This is a genomic window from Amedibacillus sp. YH-ame10 (genome assembly GCF_053848885.1).
This window is the reverse complement of sequence record NZ_JBSPFA010000005.1, coordinates 19465-44301: the sequence shown is the minus strand read 5'-3', so window position 1 is coordinate 44301 and position 24837 is coordinate 19465. Positions and strand designations below refer to the sequence as shown.

27 protein-coding genes are annotated in these 24837 nt (G+C 34.3%); 22 read left to right on the top strand and 5 right to left on the bottom strand.

Features of this window, described 5'->3' with window-relative positions; translation table 11 throughout:
- Positions 1 to 10 precede the first annotated feature (10 nt).
- Positions 11 to 784 (bottom strand): peptidoglycan editing factor PgeF, encoded by a 774-nt coding sequence (pgeF, locus tag ACWG42_RS03160; protein WP_455790059.1) that lies wholly within the window; start codon positions 782 to 784, stop codon positions 11 to 13.
- Positions 785 to 919: 135 nt separating this feature from the next.
- Positions 920 to 1429: a peptidoglycan-binding domain-containing protein gene (locus tag ACWG42_RS03155; protein WP_455790058.1), complete on the bottom strand. Its 510-nt coding sequence runs from the start codon at positions 1427 to 1429 to the stop codon at positions 920 to 922.
- A gap of 134 nt (positions 1430 to 1563) precedes the next feature.
- On the opposite strand from ACWG42_RS03155, the gene ACWG42_RS03150 reads away from it, so the two are divergent.
- The 4 genes from ACWG42_RS03150 (at position 1564) to ACWG42_RS03135 (ending at position 4500) form a co-directional block, all read left to right on the top strand.
- Complete coding sequence (locus ACWG42_RS03150) at positions 1564 to 2886, top strand: M18 family aminopeptidase (RefSeq protein ID WP_455790057.1); 1323 nt, start codon at positions 1564 to 1566, stop codon at positions 2884 to 2886.
- A 9-nt stretch (positions 2887 to 2895) separates the two neighbouring features.
- A complete protein-coding gene (locus tag ACWG42_RS03145; RefSeq protein ID WP_455790056.1) occupies positions 2896 to 3402 on the top strand; it encodes a nitroreductase family protein in 507 nt (168 codons plus the stop codon).
- Between the two features lie 66 nt (positions 3403 to 3468).
- Complete coding sequence (locus ACWG42_RS03140) at positions 3469 to 3939, top strand: carboxypeptidase-like regulatory domain-containing protein (RefSeq protein ID WP_455790055.1); 471 nt, start codon at positions 3469 to 3471, stop codon at positions 3937 to 3939.
- A gap of 21 nt (positions 3940 to 3960) precedes the next feature.
- Positions 3961 to 4500 carry a beta-class carbonic anhydrase gene (locus ACWG42_RS03135; RefSeq protein WP_455790054.1) on the top strand — a complete coding sequence of 180 codons (540 nt, stop codon included), beginning with the start codon at positions 3961 to 3963 and terminating at the stop codon, positions 4498 to 4500.
- Positions 4501 to 4532: 32 nt separating this feature from the next.
- Here the strand turns inward: ACWG42_RS03135 and ACWG42_RS03130 are convergent, their stop codons facing one another.
- A complete protein-coding gene (locus ACWG42_RS03130; protein ID WP_455790053.1) occupies positions 4533 to 5444 on the bottom strand; it encodes a PfkB family carbohydrate kinase in 912 nt (303 codons plus the stop codon).
- A gap of 101 nt (positions 5445 to 5545) precedes the next feature.
- On the opposite strand from ACWG42_RS03130, the gene ACWG42_RS03125 reads away from it, so the two are divergent.
- The 15 genes from ACWG42_RS03125 (at position 5546) to ACWG42_RS03055 (ending at position 21136) form a co-directional block, all read left to right on the top strand.
- On the top strand, positions 5546 to 7048 hold the full coding sequence (locus ACWG42_RS03125; RefSeq protein ID WP_455790052.1) for a GNAT family N-acetyltransferase: 1503 nt from the start codon (positions 5546 to 5548) through the stop codon (positions 7046 to 7048).
- On the top strand, positions 7041 to 7439 hold the full coding sequence (locus ACWG42_RS03120) for a hypothetical protein (protein ID WP_455790051.1): 399 nt from the start codon (positions 7041 to 7043) through the stop codon (positions 7437 to 7439). The genes ACWG42_RS03125 and ACWG42_RS03120 overlap by 8 nt, the downstream gene beginning before the upstream one ends.
- A gap of 73 nt (positions 7440 to 7512) precedes the next feature.
- Positions 7513 to 8130: a DUF6088 family protein gene (locus ACWG42_RS03115; RefSeq protein WP_455790050.1), complete on the top strand. Its 618-nt coding sequence runs from the start codon at positions 7513 to 7515 to the stop codon at positions 8128 to 8130.
- Positions 8123 to 8287, top strand: a complete 165-nt coding sequence (locus tag ACWG42_RS03110) for a hypothetical protein (protein ID WP_455790049.1) — start codon at positions 8123 to 8125, stop codon at positions 8285 to 8287. Before ACWG42_RS03115 ends, ACWG42_RS03110 begins: the two co-directional genes overlap by 8 nt.
- A complete protein-coding gene (locus tag ACWG42_RS03105) occupies positions 8235 to 9137 on the top strand; it encodes a nucleotidyl transferase AbiEii/AbiGii toxin family protein (RefSeq protein ID WP_455790048.1) in 903 nt (300 codons plus the stop codon). Before ACWG42_RS03110 ends, ACWG42_RS03105 begins: the two co-directional genes overlap by 53 nt.
- A gap of 241 nt (positions 9138 to 9378) precedes the next feature.
- Entirely contained in the window at positions 9379 to 10266 is an 888-nt protein-coding gene (locus ACWG42_RS03100; protein ID WP_455790047.1) for an aspartate carbamoyltransferase catalytic subunit, read from the top strand.
- A gap of 29 nt (positions 10267 to 10295) precedes the next feature.
- Entirely contained in the window at positions 10296 to 11582 is a 1287-nt protein-coding gene (locus ACWG42_RS03095; RefSeq protein WP_455790046.1) for a dihydroorotase, read from the top strand.
- On the top strand, positions 11579 to 12658 hold the full coding sequence (locus tag ACWG42_RS03090) for a carbamoyl phosphate synthase small subunit (RefSeq protein ID WP_455790045.1): 1080 nt from the start codon (positions 11579 to 11581) through the stop codon (positions 12656 to 12658). The genes ACWG42_RS03095 and ACWG42_RS03090 overlap by 4 nt, the downstream gene beginning before the upstream one ends.
- On the top strand, positions 12658 to 15858 hold the full coding sequence (carB, locus tag ACWG42_RS03085; protein ID WP_455790044.1) for a carbamoyl-phosphate synthase large subunit: 3201 nt from the start codon (positions 12658 to 12660) through the stop codon (positions 15856 to 15858). The genes ACWG42_RS03090 and carB overlap by 1 nt, the downstream gene beginning before the upstream one ends.
- A 2-nt stretch (positions 15859 to 15860) precedes the next feature.
- Complete coding sequence (locus tag ACWG42_RS03080) at positions 15861 to 16604, top strand: dihydroorotate dehydrogenase electron transfer subunit (protein ID WP_455790043.1); 744 nt, start codon at positions 15861 to 15863, stop codon at positions 16602 to 16604.
- Entirely contained in the window at positions 16604 to 17515 is a 912-nt protein-coding gene (locus ACWG42_RS03075) for a dihydroorotate dehydrogenase (protein WP_455790042.1), read from the top strand. The genes ACWG42_RS03080 and ACWG42_RS03075 overlap by 1 nt, the downstream gene beginning before the upstream one ends.
- Complete coding sequence (pyrF, locus tag ACWG42_RS03070) at positions 17512 to 18207, top strand: orotidine-5'-phosphate decarboxylase (protein WP_455790041.1); 696 nt, start codon at positions 17512 to 17514, stop codon at positions 18205 to 18207. The genes ACWG42_RS03075 and pyrF overlap by 4 nt, the downstream gene beginning before the upstream one ends.
- Before the next feature lie 498 nt (positions 18208 to 18705).
- Entirely contained in the window at positions 18706 to 19623 is a 918-nt protein-coding gene (locus ACWG42_RS03065; RefSeq protein ID WP_455790040.1) for an ORF6N domain-containing protein, read from the top strand.
- Between the two features lie 333 nt (positions 19624 to 19956).
- Complete coding sequence (pyrE, locus tag ACWG42_RS03060; RefSeq protein ID WP_455790039.1) at positions 19957 to 20631, top strand: orotate phosphoribosyltransferase; 675 nt, start codon at positions 19957 to 19959, stop codon at positions 20629 to 20631.
- Positions 20632 to 20716: 85 nt separating this feature from the next.
- Positions 20717 to 21136 carry a DUF2000 domain-containing protein gene (locus ACWG42_RS03055; RefSeq protein ID WP_455790038.1) on the top strand — a complete coding sequence of 140 codons (420 nt, stop codon included), beginning with the start codon at positions 20717 to 20719 and terminating at the stop codon, positions 21134 to 21136.
- Between the two features lie 101 nt (positions 21137 to 21237).
- Here ACWG42_RS03055 and ACWG42_RS03050 read toward each other — a convergent pair whose 3' ends face one another.
- Both ACWG42_RS03050 and ACWG42_RS03045 read right to left on the bottom strand, forming a co-directional pair.
- A complete protein-coding gene (locus ACWG42_RS03050) occupies positions 21238 to 21654 on the bottom strand; it encodes a hypothetical protein (protein ID WP_455790037.1) in 417 nt (138 codons plus the stop codon).
- Positions 21655 to 21725: 71 nt separating this feature from the next.
- Positions 21726 to 22409: a hypothetical protein gene (locus tag ACWG42_RS03045; protein ID WP_455790036.1), complete on the bottom strand. Its 684-nt coding sequence runs from the start codon at positions 22407 to 22409 to the stop codon at positions 21726 to 21728.
- A gap of 347 nt (positions 22410 to 22756) precedes the next feature.
- On the opposite strand from ACWG42_RS03045, the gene ACWG42_RS03040 reads away from it, so the two are divergent.
- From ACWG42_RS03040 to ACWG42_RS03030, 3 genes are all read left to right on the top strand, one after another.
- Complete coding sequence (locus tag ACWG42_RS03040; RefSeq protein ID WP_455790035.1) at positions 22757 to 23128, top strand: BlaI/MecI/CopY family transcriptional regulator; 372 nt, start codon at positions 22757 to 22759, stop codon at positions 23126 to 23128.
- A 208-nt stretch (positions 23129 to 23336) separates the two neighbouring features.
- On the top strand, positions 23337 to 24245 hold the full coding sequence (locus ACWG42_RS03035) for a M56 family metallopeptidase (protein ID WP_455790034.1): 909 nt from the start codon (positions 23337 to 23339) through the stop codon (positions 24243 to 24245).
- Positions 24242 to 24451 (top strand): hypothetical protein, encoded by a 210-nt coding sequence (locus ACWG42_RS03030; protein ID WP_455790033.1) that lies wholly within the window; start codon positions 24242 to 24244, stop codon positions 24449 to 24451. Before ACWG42_RS03035 ends, ACWG42_RS03030 begins: the two co-directional genes overlap by 4 nt.
- Positions 24452 to 24837 lie beyond the last annotated feature (386 nt).

Below are 24837 nucleotides of genomic sequence, written 5' to 3'. Positions count from 1 at the left end.
GATATATGCTTTATTCGTTATTAGGTGTTCTTAAAATATAAGATAAATGACGACCACATGCATGGTCTCTACGATAAGAGAAGAATGCATCATTGTTTAAGAAGGTATCATTTGGGTTGATACGTATTTGTTCTTTTGGCACACCTAAGTCCAGTAACATTTGATAGTTTAATCCTTTGTTATCTACAGAAGCTTTTCCGTTTTCATGATAGATGATATAAGGGCTTGTATCGAAGCTCATAGCGTTTACTTGATCTATGACATCCTGTCCTACTTCAAAGCTATGAAACGCAATTGCAGGGCCAATATAAGCCTGTACGTGACTTGGATTGACTCCTTCATGTGTAACTAGATAGGAAAGACTTTTACGAGTGATTTCTTTGACAGTTCCTTGCCATCCACTGTGAATGGCACAAATGATATTGGTATATGGATCATATAATAATACTGGTACACAATCTGCATGAAAGACTCCTATCGCAAGATTTGTTTCCTTTGTATATAATGCATCGCAATCCGCAATGCCATCTATATATTGTATACTTCCTTTTCCCATGTCGTTACTTGTTGCCTCATGAAGATGATCACTATGGGTTTGTTGGCAAAATACCCACTGCTTAATATCGATTCCTAAAGTATCACTAAGTGCTTTTCGATTCTCGATCACTTGTGTAAGATTTCCTCCTACATGAAGTGCCATGTTATTGTTTTCTGCTTTTGTATGATCGCGCAGAGTTGTACCAGCTAGAATTTGTTTGTCTGGGTTCCATTGAATGGTTGACATATGTTATTACCCTCTTTCTTATAAAACTATTTGTTTCTATGATTTATAGAATCTCTTGTAGTATAAAGCAGTTGTTAGTGAATTGCAACTCCTATGTATGACAGATACAAATGTATCTGCCCAAAACATGTTCGTTTAGAAGCCGTTGCGAGTATTTACGATGGCATCCCAAGTAGCTTTCCCAATATTTCCATCAATAATCAAATCATATAAATACTGGAATTGAGACACACCAGCTGCTGTACGATCACCATACATAGCATCCATTGGTACAGGACGCAAACAACTGTTCTTTGCGGCTGTTTCATTAAGGTATTCTTGCATCTTATACACTTCAAGACCTTGGTTACCTTTTGTTAAATAGAATGAACGTGAAGATACAGGGATATTTGTCACAACTCCCAAATCACGCAATTCATTCACAATCGCACTCCAAGTTGTATTATCGATTTGACCAGTGATTGGTAATCTAGCATGTGCTTGATACTCACGTACCGCATTTGCTGTTTTTGGTCCATAATCACCATCCAGTTTTAACTTCGTAGTGATGATACCTTTTTCTTGAAATATATTTAGATATCCTTGCATTTTATTTACGCCAATTCCTACACTTCCAATTTGTAGTGGGGCTAACATTGTGTTCATTGTACATCCTCCTTTCCTTACAGTATATGGGGATGGGGAATTTGTATCTATATAATCGCCTATATTATTGTGCTTTTTCATCAAAAAAAGATATGGAACGTGGTATAATAATGAAGAAAATGGGAGGTCTTAAGATGAGTAATAAGACAATCAGTAACTTCATGACGTTTATTCAAAACAGCCCAAGCTGTTTTCATGCAGTGGAAGAATTACGAAAAGAATTTCATAAAGAAGGATTTGTACAATTGTTTGAAAGCAAACAATGGAAGTTAGAAAAAGGTGGAAAGTATTACGTAATCAGAAATGGTTCTAGTATCATTTCCTTTACTATAGGAGAAGAAGTACAAGAGGAATATAGTTTCCAAATTTGTGCCTCTCATAGTGATTCCCCAACTTATAAATTAAAAGAGAATGCATTTTTAGATGTACGTGGAAAATATACACAGTTAAATACTGAAGGGTATGGAGGAATGATTGCCTCTACTTGGATGGATCGTCCTTTGTCTATTGCGGGAAGAGCACTTGTAAAAACAGATGCAGGATGTGTTGTGAAACTTGTGGATTTTAAAAAGGATATGGTACTGATTCCTAATGTTGCTATACATATGAATCGTGAAATTAACAGTGGATATAAATACAATGCTCAAGTGGACATGTTACCTCTATATGGCGGAACGAACAAAGAGAAAGAAACGTTCTTAGATGTACTAGCGAAAGAATTGCAAGTGGATGCTAAGGATATTCTTGGAAATGATTTGTATTTGTATAATCGTAACCATCCTAGTATTTGGGGGAGTGAAGAGGCTTATATATCCGCTCCTAAACTAGATGATTTGGAATGTGCATATACTACGATGTTAGGATTTCTACATAGCAAGAATCCTAAGAATATAAATGTGTACGCATGTTTTGATAACGAAGAAGTTGGTTCTGGGACAAAACAGGGCGCAGATTCTACATTATTATTTGATGTTCTTACAAGAATCAATCGTTGCTTAGGATATAGTGAGGAACAATTGCGTTGTGCATTTGCGAACAGTTTTATGTTATCGGCGGATAATGCACATGCCCTTCACCCAAATCATCCAGAGAAAAGCGATGCGAATCACGCAGTGTATATGAACGAGGGAATCGTAGTGAAGTTTAATGCGAATCAAAAATATACAACAGATGCATTAAGTAAGGGATTGTTTCAAGCGATTTGTAATCGTGTAGAAGTACCACTTCAATATTTTGCGAATCGTTCCGATATGCAAGGTGGCTCTACCCTTGGAAATATTTCTACTGCACATGTTTCTATTCATACCGTTGATATTGGTTTGGCTCAACTAGCGATGCACTCCAGTTATGAAACAGCTGGATGTAAAGATATCGACTATATGATAAAAGCAGTACAAGAGTTTTATTCATCTTATATCCGAGAAGATGATCAACATAGAGTAAACCTCTATCGTTAGGAGAACGTTATGGATTTTATAACATTAGAAAAAACACGTTATGCAGTACGTGATTATGAAGATAAAACAGTAGAAGATGAAAAACTACAACTTATTTTAGAAGCGGGAAGAATCGCCCCTACTGCGGCGAATCGACAGAGTCAACGCATTTGTATCGTACGTAAAGAAGATATGGACAGATTTGATGGTGCGATTAACTTCCATGGTGCACCTATGGCATTGATTGTGTGTACAGATACAAAAGAAGCGTGGGTTCGTGGTTATGATGAAATGAATGCGGGTGTAATTGATGCGAGCATTGTTACTACACACATGATGTTAGAAGCGACACAAGTAGGACTTGGAAGTCTGTGGGTTTGTTCCTTTGATCCAGTAAAGCTTAGTAGTGTTTGTGGTTTAAAAGAAGGCGTTATCCCAGTGAATGTTTTATGCTTAGGGTATGCGAAGAACCCTGCAGATACAGAACGTTTTACAAAGACTAGAAAAGCATTAGAAGAGACTATATTAGAATACTAGCATCGTATACTCGATGCTTTTTTCATATCTAGGTACATGACTACATAAGATGATGTAGGTGATAGAATGAAAAAAGGATGGTTATTAGTTGGTTTGGGGTTTATGATGTGTACGGTTACTATTTATGGGGAAGAAGAGGATTTTGTGATACATGTAGTAGATGAACAACAAGAGAGTATGGAAGGGGTAAGTTTAGAAGTAGTAAATGATGGAAATCATCATAGTAGAACGTATGAAAGTGATAAGAGGGGAAATGTTGCCATTTCCAATATGGAAATAGGAAATTATACGATTACAGTAGATAGTAAGGGTTCCTATGACTTGAAGACATCCGTTGATGTGAATGTTACGCCATATACAATTAAGAATAAAACAAAGCTTACGGTTGTTTTAAAGAAGGATTTTCATAAGGATACAAGAAAGGATTATGCCATTGTATTCTTATTGATTGCGATTTTAAATATGATATTTTATTATGGTATCCTTATATTTCAAAAGAAAACATTCACACAATTTTTAGATGATATTATGCTATAATCATGTTTAAGAGGTGATCTTATGGTACATGAAATCTTAAAGTACAACAAAGAATTCGTAAAAGAAAAGAAATATGAGCCATTTCAAACGAGTAAGTTTCCTGGAAAGAAACTTGCTATTGTTACTTGTATGGATACACGTTTAATTGAGTTGTTGCCAGCTGCTTTGGGTATTCGAAATGGAGACGCAAAGATTATTAAGAATGCTGGGGGAGTGATTTCTCATCCCTTTGGAAGTGCAGTACGAAGTTTACTTATCGCAATTTATGATCTTGGTGTAGAAGATATCATGATCATTGGACATACGGATTGTGGTGTTCAACATATGGATAGTATTGAAATGTTACAGAAGATGCGTAGTAGAGGTGTTTCCTCTCAAGTCGTTGATACAATGCAGTATTGTGGTATTGATTTTGATGAATGGTTAGGTGGTTTTGCGGATGTAGAAGAATCTGTACTTAGAAGTATACAGCTTTTGCATGAACATCCACTCATTCCTTCTGATGTTCGCATTTATGGGTTTGTTATGGATTCCGTTACAGGAGAATTAAGAGAAGTATAGTAGTATTAGCTTATATAGATGAAAAAAGTGAATCATTGGGATTCACTTTTTAAATGCTCAAATTCAGTTGTACTTAAGATGGCTCCTTTTTTAGAGACGATTGCTTTAGCGATATGATTGCTTTGGGTTAATGCTTCTTCGATCGATGTGTGCATAGTACGATAGGCGATATAAGAGCCTATATGACAATCACCTGCACCTGTTGTGTCAATGGCATTTACTTCATCAATTGGGATGTGCGTGTAAGTGTGTCCGTCAAAATATGCACACCCATTTCTGCCTAAGGTGACGATGATGAGGTTTTGATTTTGTTTGTATAATTCTTGTAGTGCTTCTAGTAAAGTAGAACAAGATGTATATTGTAAGGCTTCTTCTTCGTTTAGGTGTAAGATAGGATGACATTTCATAATGCGATTCATATTGGTTTTAGGGATATGTTGAATTCTAGGTCCACATGCAAAATAAATCGTTACATGAGGATTGCGTTCTAGATATTCAAGAATATAGATACCACTTTCTTCTTCTAATTCTAGACCACAAACATATACCGTATCCACATCTTGTTGATCTAGAAGTGCAAACCATTCCTTCTTAAACTTATATTCCGCCCCATGATAACTCAAAAAAGAACGTTCTCCACTTTCTTCAATCAAGCAATAACAACATCCGTTTTCTTCTTCACTCTGTAATATGGAAGGGGCAAGATGTAAGTTATACATTTCTTTTCGAATATAATCTGCGTACACTCCTGTTCCAATAGGAGAGAACAAAAGATAATCAACACCAAGTAAATGACACATCCAAGATGCATTAAAGGCACATCCACCTAATGATAAACTTTGACTTTGTATATTGATATCCTCACTACTGTTAGGTAAGTGAGGGATGTTCATCAACACATCTACAACGGTAGAACCGATGAATACAATTGGCTTGTTTGCCATAGAAATCACCACTTTCTTCTATATTATATAACAAGAATGCTTATTTTTCTTTACCTTTTATATAAGTACCCTTTATAATAATGGTCATGGAGGAATTGCTCATGATATTGAAGACAAAAAGATTGATGCTAAGAGAGATGTGTGAAACAGACTTTGATGATCTGTGTCAAATGTTATGCGATGAAGAAGTGATGTATGCATATGCACACGCTTTTTGTCTTGAAGAGGCTAGAGAATGGTTAAAGCGCCAGCTACAAAGATATCAAGAAGATGGTGTTGGCTTATGGGCAATGATCCGTTTAGAAGATCAAGTGATGGTAGGACAGTGTGGAATTACACGTCAACATATAGAGAGTGAAGATGTTTGGGAAATTGGATACTTATTGAAGAAAGAGTTTTGGCATCAAGGGTATGCAATAGAAGCAGCGAAAGCATGTAAATGGTACGCCTTCGATACGTTAAAGCTTCCTTGTGTCTATTCCATCATCCGTGAAGATAATGAAGCAAGTAGAAAAGTCGCATCTGCAAATGCTATGAAAGTGTGTGGAGAAGTAGTAAAACACTATTATGGCATGGAGATGCCTCATGTTATCTATCGTGTAAATAATCATAAATTTAAAGAAGCACCAATGTATCGTTTGTATATGGATGCAGAGTTTGATGCGGTAAAAATACAACGAAAATTTCATCAAAGAGTGATTTCAATTGGAGCGGTTATAAGTGATGTTCATGGGCAAGAGTTAGGAAGATTTTATGAAACTGTATATCCACAACAATTCCAAAGACTCACAAGAGTTGTCCATCGTATGACAAAGTTGAGTGATGAAACCATTCGCTCATCCAGAAGTTTAAAGGAAGTAATGGAAGAATTCTCGAAATGGATGTATGGAATTGTGAAGAAACGTAGTCAAGTTCAAATGTTTAGCTTTGGACCTGATGATAAACGTACCATATTACAACATTGCACATTTGAAAATATCGATACCAAAGATATCTTTCAAGAAGTGATGGATATTCAAAAACTTATTTCACCACATGTTACTTATCAGGGGAAAATCGTATCTCCTACATTATCTTTAGATGACATGAAATTAGTTTTTGAAATACATGGAGAAGTGGAGCATAATGCATTAACTGATTCTCTTGATTTAATGGCAATTCATGTAGCTTTTGATCAACATAAAGCAATGAATGAAGAAAACATCCAAGCGATTGTAAATCGAAAAATACAAAAACAAATAGAATCAAAAAAGAAACAACAAGCGCACTTTCGTAAAGTTATGCAAGAACGATTCAAAGAGTATCCTCGTTGTATAGAAGTAGAATTCAATCAAGAAATCTTTGACCAATTCCAAAGTTGGGAAATGAAGGATAGGTATTTCAAATGGCATTTCAAGAAGAACTTTGTTAGATTGGAAGACATAGACTATCCATATACTACAATTTCTATGAAATTGAGTATCGACACCAATGAAGAACTACCAAGTGTAACCCTAGACTTAAAAACAGAAGAACAAAATATCAAGAAAAAATATGTATTAAGTTATCATAATGCGACTCCTATTGAAAACATCATAAGAAGAGTAGGAAATGCACATGAGTGAATTTATATCCTATAGTGAACAACTGGCGAAACAAATCTATGTATTGCGTCTTTGTTTAAAGGATTGTGGAAAAGGGAGTGTATGGGAAAGAAATCCATACCTTCGCTCATCCAAAGTCAAAAAAAGTTTAGTTGCACTTCATGAAAGTATTGAACGTATCATTCCTTGTCTCATGCTTTTTATAGCACAATATACAAAAGAAGCGAAAGATACGCACGCAATGCAAAGATTTTATCATAGCTATGCATTCTTGTATGATTTCAATGATGGTATAAAAAAAGAAGAGTATGATCATTTGATTCTGATTCAAAATCAAGAAATGTTATTGAAGTTTCAAAATTTCTTTTATCAAAGTGAAAGAATATTACAGGATATTAAGCAGACAAGATAAGGGTGTCTGTTTTTTTTTATATTGTGTTTCTGTCACAGAAAGTGTATAATAATTGTGACAAAGGAGCGATGCTATGAAGGAATTATCATTGGGTGAGGCTATTTATACTAGGATGGAAGAAATGCCTAGTGGTACTATTTTTTCAAATAATGATTTTTACGATCTGGGTAATCACGATGCAATTCGTAAAGCATTATCTAGGCTTTGCATCGAACATAAAATATTTCGTTTGATAGATGGGTACTATACAATACCTTATTTTATAGAAGCAGTCCAAGAATATAGTTACCCAACAGTCTATGAATTAGCCCGGAAAATCGCGGATAGATATGCTTGGAATATTGCGCCATTTGGCGAAAATGCACTTAATCAAATAGGGATTTCCACACAAATTCCAGCGGTATGTGAATATTTGAGTGATGGACCATATAGGGAGTTTACATATTTAAATAAGGTTATAAAATTCAAACATACATCGAATAGAATGATTTCCAAATACTCACAACCAGTTTCTTTAATCATACAAAGTATTAAAACATTAGGAAGAGATAATATTACTGAAAAAGATATCAAACTTATGAACTTTTATATAAATGCATATGTTAAAGAAGATTTGCTAAAGGAAACCAAATCAGCGCCAGCTTGGATATATGAAATCATAAAAGCAATAATAGGAGGTTTTGATGAATAAATTTTTGGAATTAGGATTAGAGGATAGAAATAGATTGATTGTCAATACAGCGGAAAAAATGAATCTTCCAGAAGCTATCGTTGAAAAAGATTTCTGGGTTTGTTTTGTGTTGGATTATTTATTTAATTCTTTTGAATATAGAGTTTATTTGTTTTAAAGGCAGGACAAGTTTATCGAAAGTCTATAATTGTATAGAACGTTTTTCTGAAGATATTGATTTAGCATTAGATTGGGCGGCTTTGGGAGTGTTAAAAGATGAGGCGTATAAAATCCGAAGTAATCGACAGCAGAATTTCTATAATCATGAAGCGGATGTGAAAACTGAGAAGTATATCAATGAAATTTGGATTCCAGTCATAAAGAGAGATTTAAAAAAATTGATCCATGACGAATTTGATTTATATATTGATAAGGTAGATCAACAAACCATATGTTTTCGATATCCGCGAGCGTATCAAGACACTTCTATTTTACAGATTTTGCGTTTAGAAATAGGTGTGTTAGCTGAACCTGTACCTTCGCATACGAAAACATTAAGATCTTATATAGCAGATGCTTATCCAAGTTTGTTTGATCATAAAGAAATAACAGTGAGAACCATGAGTGTTGTAAGAACATTTTTCGAAAAAATCACAATCCTTCATAGAGAGGCTATGCGTATAAATGGAAATTATCCAATGCGATACTCAAGACACTATTATGATATATATAGAATGATTGAAATAGGGATTGCGGATGAATCTTTAGCAGATTTAGAACTTTTAAAAATGGTAGTTAATTTCAAAAAGAAATTCTATACATGTAATTGGGCTTGTTATGATGAAATATTAATAGGGAATTGTAAGCTAATACCTAATAAAGAGGGCATTGAAAAATTCTCTAAAGATTATGATATGATGAAAAAAATGATTTATGGTAGTTATCCTGCATTTGATGAAATCATAAACGCTTTAAATCAATTTGAAAATAAACTAAATCAATATATCGTACAAATGCTTGAAAAATAAAAATAAACTGTTAGACATAAAAAAGAATGATTTATTATTGGAAATAAATTACATCAAAAAAATTGTGTGAAGCACGAAAAAAATCTTGTATTATTTCAGATATGTGATACAATATAAAACGATAAAAGGTCCTTTAACTTGATCCAGAGAGGTCATTAAGGCAAACAACTCTTTCGAACCATCGTAAAGGCCCTTTTGTATAACAAAATGGTCTTTTTTTTGAAGCTTATAGGAGGTACTTATGAACAAAGATAGTCTATTGAAAATATGTGACTTAACGAAAGAAGAGATTTTTCATATCCTCCACGATGCGAATGCGTTTTCATGTTCTCATAAAGATTGGCAATTACCAAAAAGAGCTTTGGTTGCTAATCTTTTTTTTGAAGCAAGTACGCGTACGCATTTCTCATTTGCTTCTGCTCAACATCAATTGGGATGTAGTGTTGAAAACTTCAGTGCACAAGGCAGTAGCGTAGAAAAAGGAGAAAGTCTATACGATACAGTGAAGACGTTTGAAAGTATCGGATATGATGCAGTGGTGATTCGTCATAGTAAGGATGAATACTTTCATGAACTAGAACAAATTAACATTCCAATCTTAAATGCAGGGGATGGTTGTGGAAATCATCCAACCCAGTGTTTGCTTGATTTATTAACTATTTATCAAGAATTTCAAACATTTGAAGGAATTAAGGTTGCAGTGATTGGTGATATTACTCACTCACGTGTTGCGAAAAGTATCAAAGAGGCAATGGAATTGCTTGGGGGAGAGATTTGTTTCTCAGGACCTGAAGCATGGGTGGAAAAAGATGAACATTATAAAAGCGTAGATGAAGCAGTTGCTTGGGGAGATGTGGTCATGATGTTGCGCATTCAACATGAACGTCATGAAAGCACAATGAAGATGAGCAAAGAAGAATATTTAAAACAATATGGACTTACCAAAGAAAGAGCCGCAACAATGAAACCAAATGCCATTATTATGCATCCAGCACCAGTCAATCGTGGGGTGGAAATCGATAGTGATTTAGTAGAAGCTCACAATAGTCGAATCTTCAAACAAATGGAGAATGGTGTCTTGGTACGTAAAGCGGTCTTGAAAAGAGCTTTGGGGTATAACGAATTTTAAATACATAACGATAGAAAGAAGGTAAGAAGATGAAACTGATCAGACAAGCAAAGATGATAACTCATGGAAATGAAACAACACGCATGGATATCCTCTTTGATGAAGTGGAAATCAAAGAAATTAGTGAACATATCGATCCAGCATTAGCAGAAGAAGTTATCGAAGCAAATGGGGCTACCTTGTTGCCAGGTCTTGTGGATGTTCACGTACATCTAAGAGAACCAGGGTATGAGCATAAAGAAACGATTCTTACCGGAACAAAAGCTGCGGCTCATGGTGGATTTACAACCATTATGGCGATGCCCAACATTATTCCGTATCCGGATAATGTTGAAATGATGAAATCTTATTTAGAGAAGATAAAACAAGATGCGCTTGTGAATGTGATTCCTTATGCGTGTATTAGCAAAGGGGAAAAAGGTCATGAGTTGAGTGATATGGAAGGTTTATCTACGTTAGGTATTCATGCATTCAGTGATGATGGTGTTGGTGTGAGTAGCGAAGATATGATGAAATCCGCAATGGAAGAATGCAAACGTTTGGATGGAATGATTGTTGCACATACGGAAGATATGAAATATCGTGCTCCTTTGGCTTGTATGCATGAAGGTATACGAAATAAAGAGATGAACTTCATTGGAATACCGAGCGCTTGTGAATATGAACAATTTCATCGAGATTTGAAGTTGGCACAAGAGAGCGGATGTAAGTACCATGTATGTCATATGAGTGCGAAAGAAAGCGTAGAATATTTGCGAGAATATAAAGCAAAGGGTGTAAACTGCAGTGGAGAAGTTACTGCACATCATCTATTGTTAAATGAAATGGATGTGATGGGTCCAAATGAAAAAATGAACCCACCTCTAAGAAGTGTGGAAGATCAACAATCCCTCATTCAAGGATTATTGGATGGAACCATTGATATGATTGCCAACGATCACGCTCCACATAGTGAAGAAGAGAAAAACAAAGGAATGGAAACATCACCATTTGGCATTGTTGCCTTGGAAACATCCTTTCCTCTGTTATATACAAGATTCGTGAAAGAATTAAATATATTTACGCTGGAACAGCTGATTCATTGGATGAGTGAAGCACCAGCAAAACGATTTGGTATGCAGCGCATTGGAAAACTTGCGCCTGGATATATCGCAGATATGATACTAGTAAATCTAGATCAAGAATTTGTGATCAATAAAGATGAGTTCTACTCCCTAGGACATAACACTCCATTCCATGGTTGGAAATGTTATGGTCAAGTGGAGAAGACATATGTAAAAGGTAAAGTCATATATGACAAGGAGGAACACCTATGAAAAAGAGATTGTTAATCTTGGAAGACGGCAGTGTGTACAAAGGTAAGGCTTTTGGAAGCGACAACTACAAGATGGGAGAGCTTATTTTCCAAACGGGAATGAGTGGCTACCAAGAAATTATTTCTGATTTATCCTATTATGGACAAATCGTTATGATGACATTTCCAACCATTGGAAGTTGTGGTATCAATCGCGATGATTTTGAAAGTATTTCTCCACAAGTATTTGGATTTGTAGTCAAAGATTTCTGCGAGGAACCAAGTAATTGGAGAAGCGATATGACTTTAAATGAGTTTATGAAATTAAAAGGGATTCCAGGAATTGCGGATATTGATACGCGTGAAATTACTCGTAAAATTCGTGATCATGGAGTACTAAAGGCGATGATGGCTGAGGAAGATGCAGATGTAGAAGCAATCCTTAAAATGATGAAAGAAACAGACTTACCAAAGGATGGAGTACAAGTGGTATCTACACAAAAACCATTCCCAATTCCTTCCCGTGGACAAAAAGTAGTCATGGTAGACTTAGGTACAAAATTTGCGGTTATTCGTGAATTTAACTTAAGAGGATGTGATTTGGTTGTCGTGCCTTACAATATGAGCGCAAAAGATATCTTGGCGATTCATCCAGATGGTGTTGTTTTATCTGGAGGTCCAGGAGCACCAGAAGAAATTCCTGAAACATTAGAAAGTGTAAAAGAATTGTTTGGTAAGATTCCAATGTTAGGAATTGGATTAGGACATGAAGTGATTGCGGCTGCCGCAGGTGCGAAAGTTGTGAAAATGAAGGTCGGACATCATGGAAATAGTTCTCCAGTACGTAATTTAAAGAAGAATAAAATTGAATTTACATCTCAAAATCATGGTTATGATGTAGATGAAAATTCAATTGAAGGGACAGGTTTGATTGTCACTTATAAAGCATTGAACGATAACTCTATTGAAGGATTTGAGCATGAGACATACCCACTCATTACCTTATCATTTGAACCAGAAGCGGCACCAGGTGCTGATGATGTGAATTACATCTTCGATGATTTCTGTGAAATGATGAAAGAAAGAGGTGCAAAATAATGCCAAAAAGAACAGATATTAAGAAAATTATGGTGATAGGTTCAGGACCTATCGTAATCGGACAAGCGGCAGAATTTGACTATGCAGGAACGCAAGCTTGTACCTCACTTCGTGAAGAAGGATATGAAGTTGTATTGATCAACTCCAACCCTGCGACCATCATGACAGATACAGTGGTAGCAGATAGAGTATATATCGAACCATTAACGATTGAATTTGCAAGTCGTATTATTTATAAAGAAAGACCAGATGCAATCTTAGGAAGTCTTGGTGGACAGACAGGATTGAACTTAGTTGTAGAATTAGCAGAAACAGGAATTTTGGAAGAATGTGGAGTAGAAGTATTAGGTACTACATTAGATGCGATTGAAAAAGCGGAAGACCGTGATAAATTCCGTGAATTGATGTATGAAATTGGAGAACCAGTACCTGAGAGTGTCATTGTTCATAGCGTAAAAGAAGCCATTGAATTTGCCTCTACGAATGGATATCCAGTAGTTGTACGTCCTGCCTTTACTTTAGGAGGAACAGGTGGTGGATTTGCCCACAACCAAGAAGAGTTAGAAGATATCTGTGAAAACGGATTGAAAATGTCTCCTGTACACCAGTGCTTGATCGAACAAAGTATTGCGGGATATAAAGAAATTGAATATGAAGTAATGCGTGATAATGCGGACAATGCAATCGTTGTATGTAATATGGAGAACGTTGACCCTGTAGGAATTCATACAGGGGATTCCATTGTAGTAGCACCGACACAAACCCTAACAGATAGAGAATGTGGAATCATGCGTGCATCTGCAATGAAAATCATTCGTGCATTAAAAATATGTGGAGGATGTAACGTACAGTTAGCATTGGATACTTCTTCCTTCAAATACTATGTAATCGAAGTTAACCCACGTGTATCAAGATCAAGCGCCTTAGCTTCTAAAGCAACTGGGTATCCAATTGCGAAATTAGCAGCAAAGGTTGCGGTTGGTTTAACATTAGATGAAATTATCAATCCAGTGACTCAAACTAGCTATGCATGTGTAGAACCATGTATCGACTACGTAGTTGCGAAGTTTCCAAGATTTGCCTTCGATAAATTCCCAAAAGGAGATCGTACCCTTGGTACACAGATGAAAGCAACGGGAGAAGTTATGTCCATGGGACGTACCTTCGATGAAGCAATCTTAAAAGCCATTCGTTCCCTAGAAATGAAAACGGATCACTTAGAACAAAAAGATATCAACGCTTTAAGTGTAGATGAACTTTGGGATAAACTTAAGAAACGCGATGATGAAAGAATCTATGCGATCACAGCATTGTTACGTAAAGGTATTAGTGTAGATGAAATTCATGAAGAAACAAAAATGGATCGTTACTTCCTATATCGTTTCCGTGCAATCGTAGCTTTCGAAAAAGAAATCGAAGAAAACAAAGGAAACTTAGAAGTTTTATTAGAAGCTAAAAAACGTGGATTTGCGGATAGCTTCATCGCTCGTAAATGGAACGTAGACGAAAGAGAAATCTATGATACAAGAAAAGCCAATGCAATTACACCAGTATATAAAATGGTAGATACTTGTGCAGGTGAATATGTATCTGGTACACCTTACCTTTACTCCACATATGAACATGAAAATGAAAGTATTCGAAGTGAACGTGAAAAAATCGTTGTCTTAGGATCTGGACCAATTCGTATTGGACAGGGTGTAGAGTTTGACTACGCTACCGTGCATTGTGTAAAAACAATCCGTGAGTGTGGATATGAAGCAATCGTTATCAACAACAACCCTGAAACAGTATCTACAGATTACTCAATTTCAGATAAATTATACTTCGAACCACTTACAATCGAAGATGTAATGCATGTCATCGATTTAGAAAATCCACTTGGTGTCATCGTACAGTTCGGTGGACAAACAGCAATCAACTTAGCCGATAAATTGGTAGAACGTGGTGTTAAGATTTTAGGAACATCATTAGAAAACATCGATCGTGCAGAAGATCGTCATGAATTTGAAGCCATGCTTCATACACTCGATATCCCACAACCAAAGGGAGAAACTGCAATCGAAGTAGAAGCAGCGATTGATATCGCAAATCGCATAGGCTATCCTGTCCTTGTACGCCCTTCCTATGTACTAGGTGGACGTGCTATGGAAATCGTACACAACGATGATGACTTACGCATCTATATGGCAACTGCAGTAAAAGAAATTAGTCATGATGCCCCAATCTTAGTAGATAAATATATCGTTGGTAAAGAAATGGAAATTGATGCGATAGCGGATGGAGAACATGTGTTCATTCCTGGTATCATGGAACATATTGAACGTGCGGGTGTGCACTCTGGAGACTCTATCTCAGTATATCCTGCGCCAACAGCATCTCAAAAAGTAAAAGATCTAATCATCGATTATGCGACAAGAATTGGAAAAGGATTCCACTTCATTGGATTGTACAACATCCAGTTCATTGTTGATAAAGATGATAAAGTATACGTACTTGAAGTAAACCCTAGATCTTCACGTACAGTACCATTCTTAAGTAAAATCACAGGAGTTCCAATGTCTTATGTAGCAACACGCTGTGTACTTGGACATTCCTTAAAAGAACAAGGGTATGAAGAAGGTGTGCATCCTGAATGTGATCGCCATTTCGTAAAAGCTCCAGTATTCTCCTTCGCAAAACTACGTAGCGTAGATACAACACTTGGACCTGAAATGAAATCAACAGGAGAAGCACTAGGAAGTGATACAACACTTGAAAAAGCATTATACAAAGCATTGATAGCAAGTGGAGTTAAGATTCCAACACACGGAAATGTCTTAATGACCATCGCTGATATCGATAAAGAAGAAGGTTATAAGATTGCGAAGCGCTTCTCAGATATTGGATATGGCATCTACGCTACCAAAGGTACTGCGAAATATCTAGAAGAAAAAGGATTGTATGTACAAACAATTTCAAAAATTGATGAAGATAAACACAGCAATGTCGTAGAATTGATTCGTAAAGGTAAAGTAAACTATGTCGTAAATACCATGAGCATTAGCAAATCAGTAAGCGCTGATGGCTTTGAAATCAGACGTACAGCGGCAGAGAACAACATCTCATGTTTCACATCCTTAGATACTGCGAATGCGATCTTAAGAGTACTAGAATCTCAAACATTTACCGCAATCTCAATGAATGAATTGGAGAAATAAGTATGCAGGAAGAAGTAGCTATCATCCTTCAAAATGAACAAATTGCAAAAGATACCTACCGTATGGTATTACAGGCCAACATGTCGAAAGACATGTTGCCTGGTCAATTTGTGAATATAAAAGTGGATGGATATTTATTACGAAGACCAATTAGCATATCTTCCATAGAAGATATGCACTTTGTCATTGTATACAAAGTGGTTGGAGATGGAACAAAGAAATTAACAACATTGACATCTGGTCAATCTATGAATGTATTTGGTCCTTTAGGTAGTAGTTATCCGATTCACAATGAAGAAGAGGAAATATTATTAATTGGTGGGGGAGTTGGTGTACCTCCATTATTTGAAGTAGCCAAACAATATCGTAAGCTACAAAAACAAGTACATGTCGTTCTTGGATTCAATGATGTAGACAGTGTGTTCTATGAAGAAGAATTTAAAGTCTTAGGTTGTCATGTTGTAATTTCTACAATGGATGGATCCTATGGTGTTAAGGGAACTGTAATGGATGGTATTGAAGATGCTAATATTACATGTGACTTTGTTTGTAGTTGTGGACCTCGCCCTATGCTAAAGGCAGTGGAAGCGAACTATCAACGTGGATATATGTCCTTTGAAAGTCGTATGGCATGTGGCATTGGTGCTTGTATGGCATGTGTTGCGAAAGATAAAAAAGAAGAAAACTTGTACCATAAAATATGTAAAGATGGACCTGTCTTCCCAATTGGAAAGGTGGAATTCTAATGGATATGCATGTAAAATTACCTGGTTTAAATCTAAAGAATCCAATCATTCCAGCAAGTGGGTGTTTCGGTTTTGGAAGAGAATACGCCGAATTATATGATTTAAGTGTGTTAGGTGGAATTGCGATTAAAAGTGCAACACCTGCCTATCGTTATGGAAACCCTACACCACGTGTTGCGGAAACTCCAATGGGCATGTTAAATGCCATTGGATTACAGAACCCTGGTGTGGATGTGATCATGGAAAAAGAATTGCCTTGGCTTGCGCAATTTGATACAGAAATCATTGCGAATGTAGCTGGAGCAAGTGAAGAAGAATATGTAGAAGTCATTCGTAAACTAAATGATAGTGATGTCGTAAAAGCGTATGAACTAAACATAAGTTGTCCAAATGTAAAACATGGTGGTATTGGACTTGGTACTGATCCACAATTAGCTGCTCATGTCACTCGGTTAGCAAAAGAAGCTGCAACTAAACCCGTTTATGTTAAGTTATCTCCCAACGTAACGAATATTGTGGAAATCGCAAAAGCAGTAGAAGAAGCTGGAGCAGATGGCATCGTCTTAATCAATACCCTAATGGGAGTACGTTTGGATTTACATACAGGAAAACCTATCTTAGCAAATGTTACAGGTGGATTGAGTGGGCCTGCCATCAAACCAGTTGCGATACGTATGGTATATCAAGTGTATCAAGCAGTTTCTATTCCTATCATTGGAGTTGGTGGTATCACTTGTGCAGAAGATGTATTAGAATTCTTATATGCAGGAGCAAGTGCAGTAGAAGTGGGTATGCAAAACTTTGTGGATCCATATTGCTGTGTAAAAATAATCGAAGAATTACCAGAGGTATTAAAGAAATATGGTTGTAACAGTTTAGAAGAAGCTGTTGGAAGGAGTCATAGACTATGAATAAAACGATCGTTGCATTAGATTTCTCAACAAAAGAAGAAGTTATGAATTTCCTAAAAGGGTTTCAAGAACCAATCTATGTAAAAATTGGGATGGAGCTTACTTATGCATGTGGATTGGATATCGTAAAAGATGTACGTGCATTAGGACATCATATTTTCTTAGATCTAAAATTACATGACATTCCTAATACTGTAAAAGGTGGTATGAAAAACTTAGCGAAGTTGGATGTTGATATTGTAAATCTTCACTGTGCTGGTGGAATCGCTATGATGAAAGCTGCAATGGAAGGTTTAGAAGAAGGCGCAATGGGTGGAAAACGTCCATTATGCATCGGTGTGACACAACTTACTTCCACTTCAAAAGAAGCAATGAATGAAGAACTTGGTATTCCAGGAGAAGTAATAGACTGTGTTATCAACTATGCAAAGAATGCCAAAGAGGCAGGACTTGATGGAGTGGTATGTAGTGTACATGAAGCACGTGCAATTCATGAAGCTTGTGGAAATGACTTCTTAACTGTAACTCCAGGAATTCGTTTAGCGGATGATAATGTAAACGATCAAAAAAGAGTTGCGACACCAACATTTGCAAAAGAAGAAGGCTGTAACCATATCGTTGTAGGACGTAGCATTACAGGGAGTGCAAATCCTCAACAAACATATCTTGATATCGAAGCGATGATGAACTAATCAAACAAGAAGTGAACAACAAAATCACTTCTTTTTTTTACGCTGTTTATCCTATACTTAATCCAATACATAAATAGGATAATGATATGATTATAAAAAAATCGAAATAGATATGGATGGAGGATACTATAAAGAGAAATTTTAAAGTTTATATGAATACATGAGACAACAGCATATTCACTTTTTGTCGTAAGGAGTAATTCACTGCTAAAATTTCAAACATTCTTTCCTGATATTAAAAATAAACTGATTTTTATCGCAGAAAATGGAAGGTAACTGTTAGATTATGGATGGAAGAAACGAGTCTATAAAAAAAGTAGATACTTTAAAAGTCATGCTAAATATTTCTTTGTTGGGTGTGCACAAAACTTAACGTGCTTGCATTAGAATACTTTGCTAAAACTCGTGGTTGCAAAATGCGACCAAAAAAAATAATTTCACAAAATTTAGGATTTTTACATTTAATTCCGTATATATATATTGAAGGGAGGTAATTAGATGAATGAAATAATTACAAAAGATAAAGAATTCAAAGATTTAGTTCACGTAATTCGTGGACAACATGTAATGTTTGATAGTGATTTGGCACGATTGTATGGAACAGAAGTTAAAAATCTAAATAGACAAGTAAAGAGAAATATTGAAAAGTTTCCAGACGATTTCATGTTTCAATTGTCGAAAGATGAGACATATAATTTGTGGTGCCAAAATGGCACCGCAAATATACATACGATGTCTAGAAGTAATCCATATGTGTTTACAGAACAAGGAGTTTATATGGTTGCAACGATTCTTAAAAATGATATAGCCACACAACAAAGTATTTATATCATGCGATCTTTTAAAGAAATGAAACATTATTTAGCAGAGAACAAATCGTTATTAAGCAACACTGAATTATCTAACATTATTAGTCGTTTAGATAAACATGAAGCTGATATAAACAAAATCATGGATAACTTCATTAATGAAGATAATATCAAAGAGAAACTATTTCTAGATGGACAAGTTTTCGATGCGGTTGAAACCTATATCAATATTTATAAACAGGCTAAAAAAAATATCTATATCATAGATGATTACATAAATATAGATACGTTGAATTTGTTAAAGTATAAACAAGAGAATGTTGATATAACAATTTTTACTAGTAATAAAGCGGAACCTAGGTTATCTAAAACGGAAGTAAAAAAGTTTAACATTCAGTATCCATCTTTATCTCTAAAGTTCGCTCCTAATATACATGATCGCTTTATTGTGGTTGATTACGGAACTAACCGTGAGAAATTTTATGTTTGTGGTTCTTCTAGCAAGGATGCTGGAAAAAAGATATGTACAATTATTCGATTGTATGATAAAAATGGAATGCATTTTATAATAGATGAATTATTAAAAAATAAGAATTTAGTGTTTTAAAATTAAAGTTTGTTCTTTGACAATTGAATACTACAATTTTGACTAGTTGCTCATTCGTGTAGTTTATTAAGGTGAATACCTTCTAAAACTATGATACATTGCTAAGCGATTTTGATTTTCTTAGAAGACAGTAGAAATAAAAGACAGATGTTAATTTGTTTGATAACTTTTATAAAAATTAATTGGATTGTAAAGAATGGGAATATAAGAATTCTATAATTTAAAAGGTAGCTCGAATTGAAAAAACTCCCCAAATATGATACTATTGTAAAGACTTATATGACATATTCTATGGCGTATAATTAACGAAAAAAATACATGGAGGATAGAAAAATGGAACAATACAAACAAGAATTTATTGAATTTATGGTGGATAGTAAAGTTTTAAAATTTGGAGACTTTACATTAAAGAGTGGAAGAAAATCTCCTTTCTTTATGAATGCTGGAGGTTATGTAACTGGAAGTCAACTAGCAAAACTTGGAGAATACTATGCAAAAGCAATCCATGATACTTATGGACTAGACTTTGATGTATTGTTTGGACCTGCATACAAAGGAATTCCTCTTGCAGTCGCAACAACAATGGCAATTTCAAAACTGTATGGTGTAGACATTAAATACTGTTGTAATCGTAAAGAAGAAAAAGACCATGGGGATACTGGTATCTTATTAGGTGCGAAATTGCAAGATGGTGATCGTGTTGTCATCATTGAAGATGTAACTACTTCAGGAAAATCCATCGAAGAAACATACCCAATTTTAAAAGCACAAGGGAATGTAGAAATTAAGGGATTGATTGTTTCTTTAAACCGTATGGAAAAAGGAAAAGGAACACAAAGCGCATTGGATGAAGTCAAAGAGAAATATGGCTTTGAAACAAGTGCGATCGTTTCTATGGCAGATGTTGTAGAACACTTATATAACAAAGAGTACAAGGGAGAAATCATCATTAACGATGAGCTAAAAAAAGCAATTGATGCGTATTATGATGAATATGGTGTAAAATAGATTTATATGCATGTTGACTATATTATACAAGAAATACATTTCTATCTATTCTATGATTATGTAGTAGATAGAAAGAAGGTATAATATGAGTCAAAATGAAAAATGTGTAATGGTAATCGATGAACATTTACCACTTGGAATCATTGCGAATACGGCGGCAGTGATGGGAATTACGCTAGGAAAATTGAAACCTGAAATTGTAGGAACAACCGTCCTAGATAAAGATTTCAACCAGCACCTTGGAGTGATTACATTTCCTGTTCCTATATTGAAGGCAGATGCCAGTAAAATCCAAGAATTACGTGAACTTTTATATCAAGAAGCGTATCAAGATGTACTCTGTGTAGATTTTACGTTACAAGCACAAGAGTGTAAAGAGTATGAAGAATACATAGAAAAGATGAAGCATGTTTCTCAAAAGGATTTAGTTTATATGGGGATTGCGATTTGTGGTCTTAAAAAGAAAGTAAATTCTTTAACAGGAAGTATGCCATTGTTAAGATAGTAAATAGAGTTTACGAATATGAAAAGAGCACATCTGTATATGCAGATGTGCTCTTTTTTGGGTTGAATTGTGATTTAAAATTTAATTATAAATCTATTCAGTTAGTGAGTTATGTTTGCGTTTAATAAAAACTCTAATGTAATCTTCTTATCAAATTTAACTACTTGATCATCTTTGGTTGTTGCAGTTCCCGTATAGTTTAGAACTGTCTTATCATTCTTTTCGCTGATATCCAATTTTATGTTAGATTCTTTATACGTATCTTTAACATATTGCACTACATACTCATGTTGCATAGTGAAATTATTTATATTGAGCATAATGGAAGAAGCAGGGTCGGCATACCATTTTCCAGCAACAGCAATAACAGGGGTATCAATTTTAAGATTTTCTGCTACGCTACTCCCCCCACTAATTCTCACATTAATAAGCGGATGATAAGCACACCAAATGTAATATCCACACGTACTACAAATGATAGCTACAACTATCCCAACCAATATAAGAGTCCTTTTCATAATTCTAAATTCTATATACTTTTTCACATCTTCACCCCATTTCTTCGAAAAAGTAGTTTTACTTAAGTATATTATAAAACGCTGTTGTTTGAAACTACTTTATAAGTGAAACCAGGAGTTCCATATAAGCAGCCTATAAAAAATTTTGAGTAACGCATTGTAGAAACATTTGCATAACTAACTTTATTCTTTTTTCCAAAATCCTGTTCTCTAATAACTGGCATAGAAAACCAGTCGCCAGCAACATCGCCCCATATACCGGTAATAGTAAATATTTTTTTGGATGAAGGTATATTTGTTATTGTTATATGAGTAAGACCTGTCCTTGGCTGACCAGGGGCATTCACATTAAAATATGGTGTCTCAGCATTCCATTGACCAGCTGGAACAGTGCGAGAATAAGGGAGATTTACAGCAGGTACAGAAAGAACCGCTATATCATTATTTGAAGCTCCAACTTGTCTATTTAGCTCTTGTACCATGACCTCATCTTTAATCCTATTTTCCTCAATAGGCAACAATAGAATAATTACGTCACCATTATCATCGTAAGTTACCAAGTTATGATCCTTCAATTCAAATTCTATCCCATTATAAATCACTTTATTATCAATAAGATTATATTTTTCGTACTCTATGATAATATAATCATCTGCAATTAGAAATGCTGGGCTATTTTCCATAGCATTGATACCTATATTACTATATAACAATGTTACTACTAAGGTAAAGATTAAAACTAATTTTTTCTTCATTTTTTCCATCTCCTTTTTCATATTGAGTGTTATTGTGTTTATGATAATCATAATTTTGCATTCTAAAGTAACTCACATATAACTAGTTATTATGCATATTATACGAGTTATTTTATATTTATAAAACCATTTGAAATAAGCTGCTCATATGAAAAATATAATAATTTACATATGACTTTTGTTTCACGCTTATGTTCATTCTTGATAGCACTATCTATACACATTATATAACGATTTTAAAAAAAAACAATCGTTATATTTAATAATATCCATTTTTTTTAACAAATGCTCTTGTTAATTTTTAAAATAGTAATATAATTATATCATGATTAGAAAAGAGGTGTTTTATGAACTTGATTAAATTGACCAAACGAGAAAATGAAATTATGGAAGTATTATGGGATAACAATGATAAAGATATGACTGCGACCGATATTATGAATGCCTCAAAGGGGATTAGTTTGAATACCATACAACAATCACTACAAAAACTATTGAAAATGAATTACATTTATGTGTCTAAAATTGGGAAAAATAACAAATCTTTAGTAAGACTTTATCGTTCATTGATAAGTGAAAATGAGTATATTACAGCATTCATCAACCAATCTGCTTATGCGGAGCTAGCTACAAGTTTCATTAAACAAACCGATGATGATGAAGTTTTGAAAGAGTTGATTCAATTGATTGAAAAGAAACGCGAAAGTTTGAAGAGATAGCAATATGAGTATCACGATTTCTTCAATTTTGATTACGGTTTTTATATCTTCTATATTGATTGTGATTTTAAACTATATCATTCGAAACACAAATAGATTTAAAATCTTTAGAACAGATTTTCTATGCATTTTGATATTAATTATTTTGTTTAGGCTCGTATTTCCGTTTGAATTATTCTTCACAAAAACGATATTGTTTACGACGGTTATGAATCCATTATTTAAGCTTTTTAACTATAAACTTATATTTGATATAACATTTTGGCAAATTATCCTATTGATTTGGATTAGTGGTAGTGTTGTATATTCTTCTATTTTCATTCAACAAATATTAAGCTCTTTTAGAATTATCAGAAGATTACAAAAAAAATCAACACCTTACAGAGTTTGTGATTTTTTTGATCTATGCGATAATGATTATCAGATATTTGTTTCTGATTTGATTTCCTCTCCGATGGTGTTTGGATTTAAAAAAATAATATTTTTACCAAATATCGAGTTTTCTGAAGTAGACTTAAAAAATATTATTTATCATGAAATACAGCATATAAAAAATTATGATTCCTATATCAAATTGTTTTTGAATGTTTTAGTGGTTATATATTGGTGGTTTCCTCCAATATATATTTTGAAAAAGAATATTGCTTTATTTATAGAGATAAGGGTGGATGATCAAGTGACAAAAAATATGTCTGCAGAATCAAGAGTTGATTATACCAATTCATTAATAGATGTACAAAAAAAAATAGAACCACAAGCCTACAGAAGTTTAGCATTTAGTTCGTTTATAGATGATTCAGCATATATACTTTCATATAGGATTCATTATCTTTTAGATGGCGCTTTTATAAAGAAGACTAAATCTATATTTTTATTTTCACTATTTATTGTATCAATAATATCATATATGTTTATATTTGAACCTGCTTATTACAATGGAAAAGAAACAGAAGGAACACTTACATTAGAAGATATCAATACAAAAGGTATTATTACACATAAACGAAATGGTACCTATACTTTAACATTCAATGGTAAAAATATAGATTTTGGATATACAATACCTGAAGATTTCAAGAATGTACTAATCATTGAAGAAAGTGAGGGAAATGAGTGAAAAAACTGGTCATAATTGCACTTACTGTGCTATGTTGTATACCTCTAAACACAGTGAAACTAAATGCAACAGGAGTTTTTAAATCTATTGTTCTTTTCGCCGATGCTAAAGAATGGAGATATAAGATAGTGGATGGACAGATATTCAAACGATTGTATAATTTATCAAAAGAAAGATGGGAAGGTTCTTGGATTAAGGTAACATAATAAATTTAAATTATTATTAATTATTTTCATAGTTTATTGTAATGATTAACTATATTTTAGGCTTAAGAAATATATAGGATAATAAAAGCAAGCGATAATATAAGGAAACACAGAAATCTAGCATAGACAGATGTTATATTTCTAGATACTGTCATACTACATGTTTTCATTTCGATCCTTTTATTAAAGAACTCTTTCACAATTCTCTACTAATGATAAATCAGATTCTCGCAAATTTTATAAACCAATATACAGAAATGTATTCTCTCACATACTGTTATCATCTAGCAAATACACAAATTGTGAATGTGTTTGATACACATATAGGTATTGTAAGACAAAACTACACATTTTTTTGTAGATTGCAAAGTCCAAATTTTTAAATT

Coding starts and splice junctions, on each gene's coding strand:
- pgeF (WP_455790059.1), bottom strand. CDS start 784: ATGTCAACCATTCAATGGAACCCAGACAAACAAATTCTAGCTGGTACA.
- ACWG42_RS03155 (WP_455790058.1), bottom strand. CDS start 1,429: ATGAACACAATGTTAGCCCCACTACAAATTGGAAGTGTAGGAATTGGC.
- ACWG42_RS03150 (WP_455790057.1), top strand. CDS start 1,564: ATGAGTAATAAGACAATCAGTAACTTCATGACGTTTATTCAAAACAGC.
- ACWG42_RS03145 (WP_455790056.1), top strand. CDS start 2,896: ATGGATTTTATAACATTAGAAAAAACACGTTATGCAGTACGTGATTAT.
- ACWG42_RS03140 (WP_455790055.1), top strand. CDS start 3,469: ATGAAAAAAGGATGGTTATTAGTTGGTTTGGGGTTTATGATGTGTACG.
- ACWG42_RS03135 (WP_455790054.1), top strand. CDS start 3,961: ATGGTACATGAAATCTTAAAGTACAACAAAGAATTCGTAAAAGAAAAG.
- ACWG42_RS03130 (WP_455790053.1), bottom strand. CDS start 5,444: ATGGCAAACAAGCCAATTGTATTCATCGGTTCTACCGTTGTAGATGTG.
- ACWG42_RS03125 (WP_455790052.1), top strand. CDS start 5,546: ATGATATTGAAGACAAAAAGATTGATGCTAAGAGAGATGTGTGAAACA.
- ACWG42_RS03120 (WP_455790051.1), top strand. CDS start 7,041: ATGAGTGAATTTATATCCTATAGTGAACAACTGGCGAAACAAATCTAT.
- ACWG42_RS03115 (WP_455790050.1), top strand. CDS start 7,513: ATGAAGGAATTATCATTGGGTGAGGCTATTTATACTAGGATGGAAGAA.
- ACWG42_RS03110 (WP_455790049.1), top strand. CDS start 8,123: ATGAATAAATTTTTGGAATTAGGATTAGAGGATAGAAATAGATTGATT.
- ACWG42_RS03100 (WP_455790047.1), top strand. CDS start 9,379: ATGAACAAAGATAGTCTATTGAAAATATGTGACTTAACGAAAGAAGAG.
- ACWG42_RS03095 (WP_455790046.1), top strand. CDS start 10,296: ATGAAACTGATCAGACAAGCAAAGATGATAACTCATGGAAATGAAACA.
- ACWG42_RS03090 (WP_455790045.1), top strand. CDS start 11,579: ATGAAAAAGAGATTGTTAATCTTGGAAGACGGCAGTGTGTACAAAGGT.
- carB (WP_455790044.1), top strand. CDS start 12,658: ATGCCAAAAAGAACAGATATTAAGAAAATTATGGTGATAGGTTCAGGA.
- ACWG42_RS03080 (WP_455790043.1), top strand. CDS start 15,861: ATGCAGGAAGAAGTAGCTATCATCCTTCAAAATGAACAAATTGCAAAA.
- ACWG42_RS03075 (WP_455790042.1), top strand. CDS start 16,604: ATGGATATGCATGTAAAATTACCTGGTTTAAATCTAAAGAATCCAATC.
- pyrF (WP_455790041.1), top strand. CDS start 17,512: ATGAATAAAACGATCGTTGCATTAGATTTCTCAACAAAAGAAGAAGTT.
- ACWG42_RS03065 (WP_455790040.1), top strand. CDS start 18,706: ATGAATGAAATAATTACAAAAGATAAAGAATTCAAAGATTTAGTTCAC.
- pyrE (WP_455790039.1), top strand. CDS start 19,957: ATGGAACAATACAAACAAGAATTTATTGAATTTATGGTGGATAGTAAA.
- ACWG42_RS03055 (WP_455790038.1), top strand. CDS start 20,717: ATGAGTCAAAATGAAAAATGTGTAATGGTAATCGATGAACATTTACCA.
- ACWG42_RS03050 (WP_455790037.1), bottom strand. CDS start 21,654: ATGAAAAGGACTCTTATATTGGTTGGGATAGTTGTAGCTATCATTTGT.
- ACWG42_RS03045 (WP_455790036.1), bottom strand. CDS start 22,409: ATGAAGAAAAAATTAGTTTTAATCTTTACCTTAGTAGTAACATTGTTA.
- ACWG42_RS03040 (WP_455790035.1), top strand. CDS start 22,757: ATGAACTTGATTAAATTGACCAAACGAGAAAATGAAATTATGGAAGTA.
- ACWG42_RS03035 (WP_455790034.1), top strand. CDS start 23,337: ATGAATCCATTATTTAAGCTTTTTAACTATAAACTTATATTTGATATA.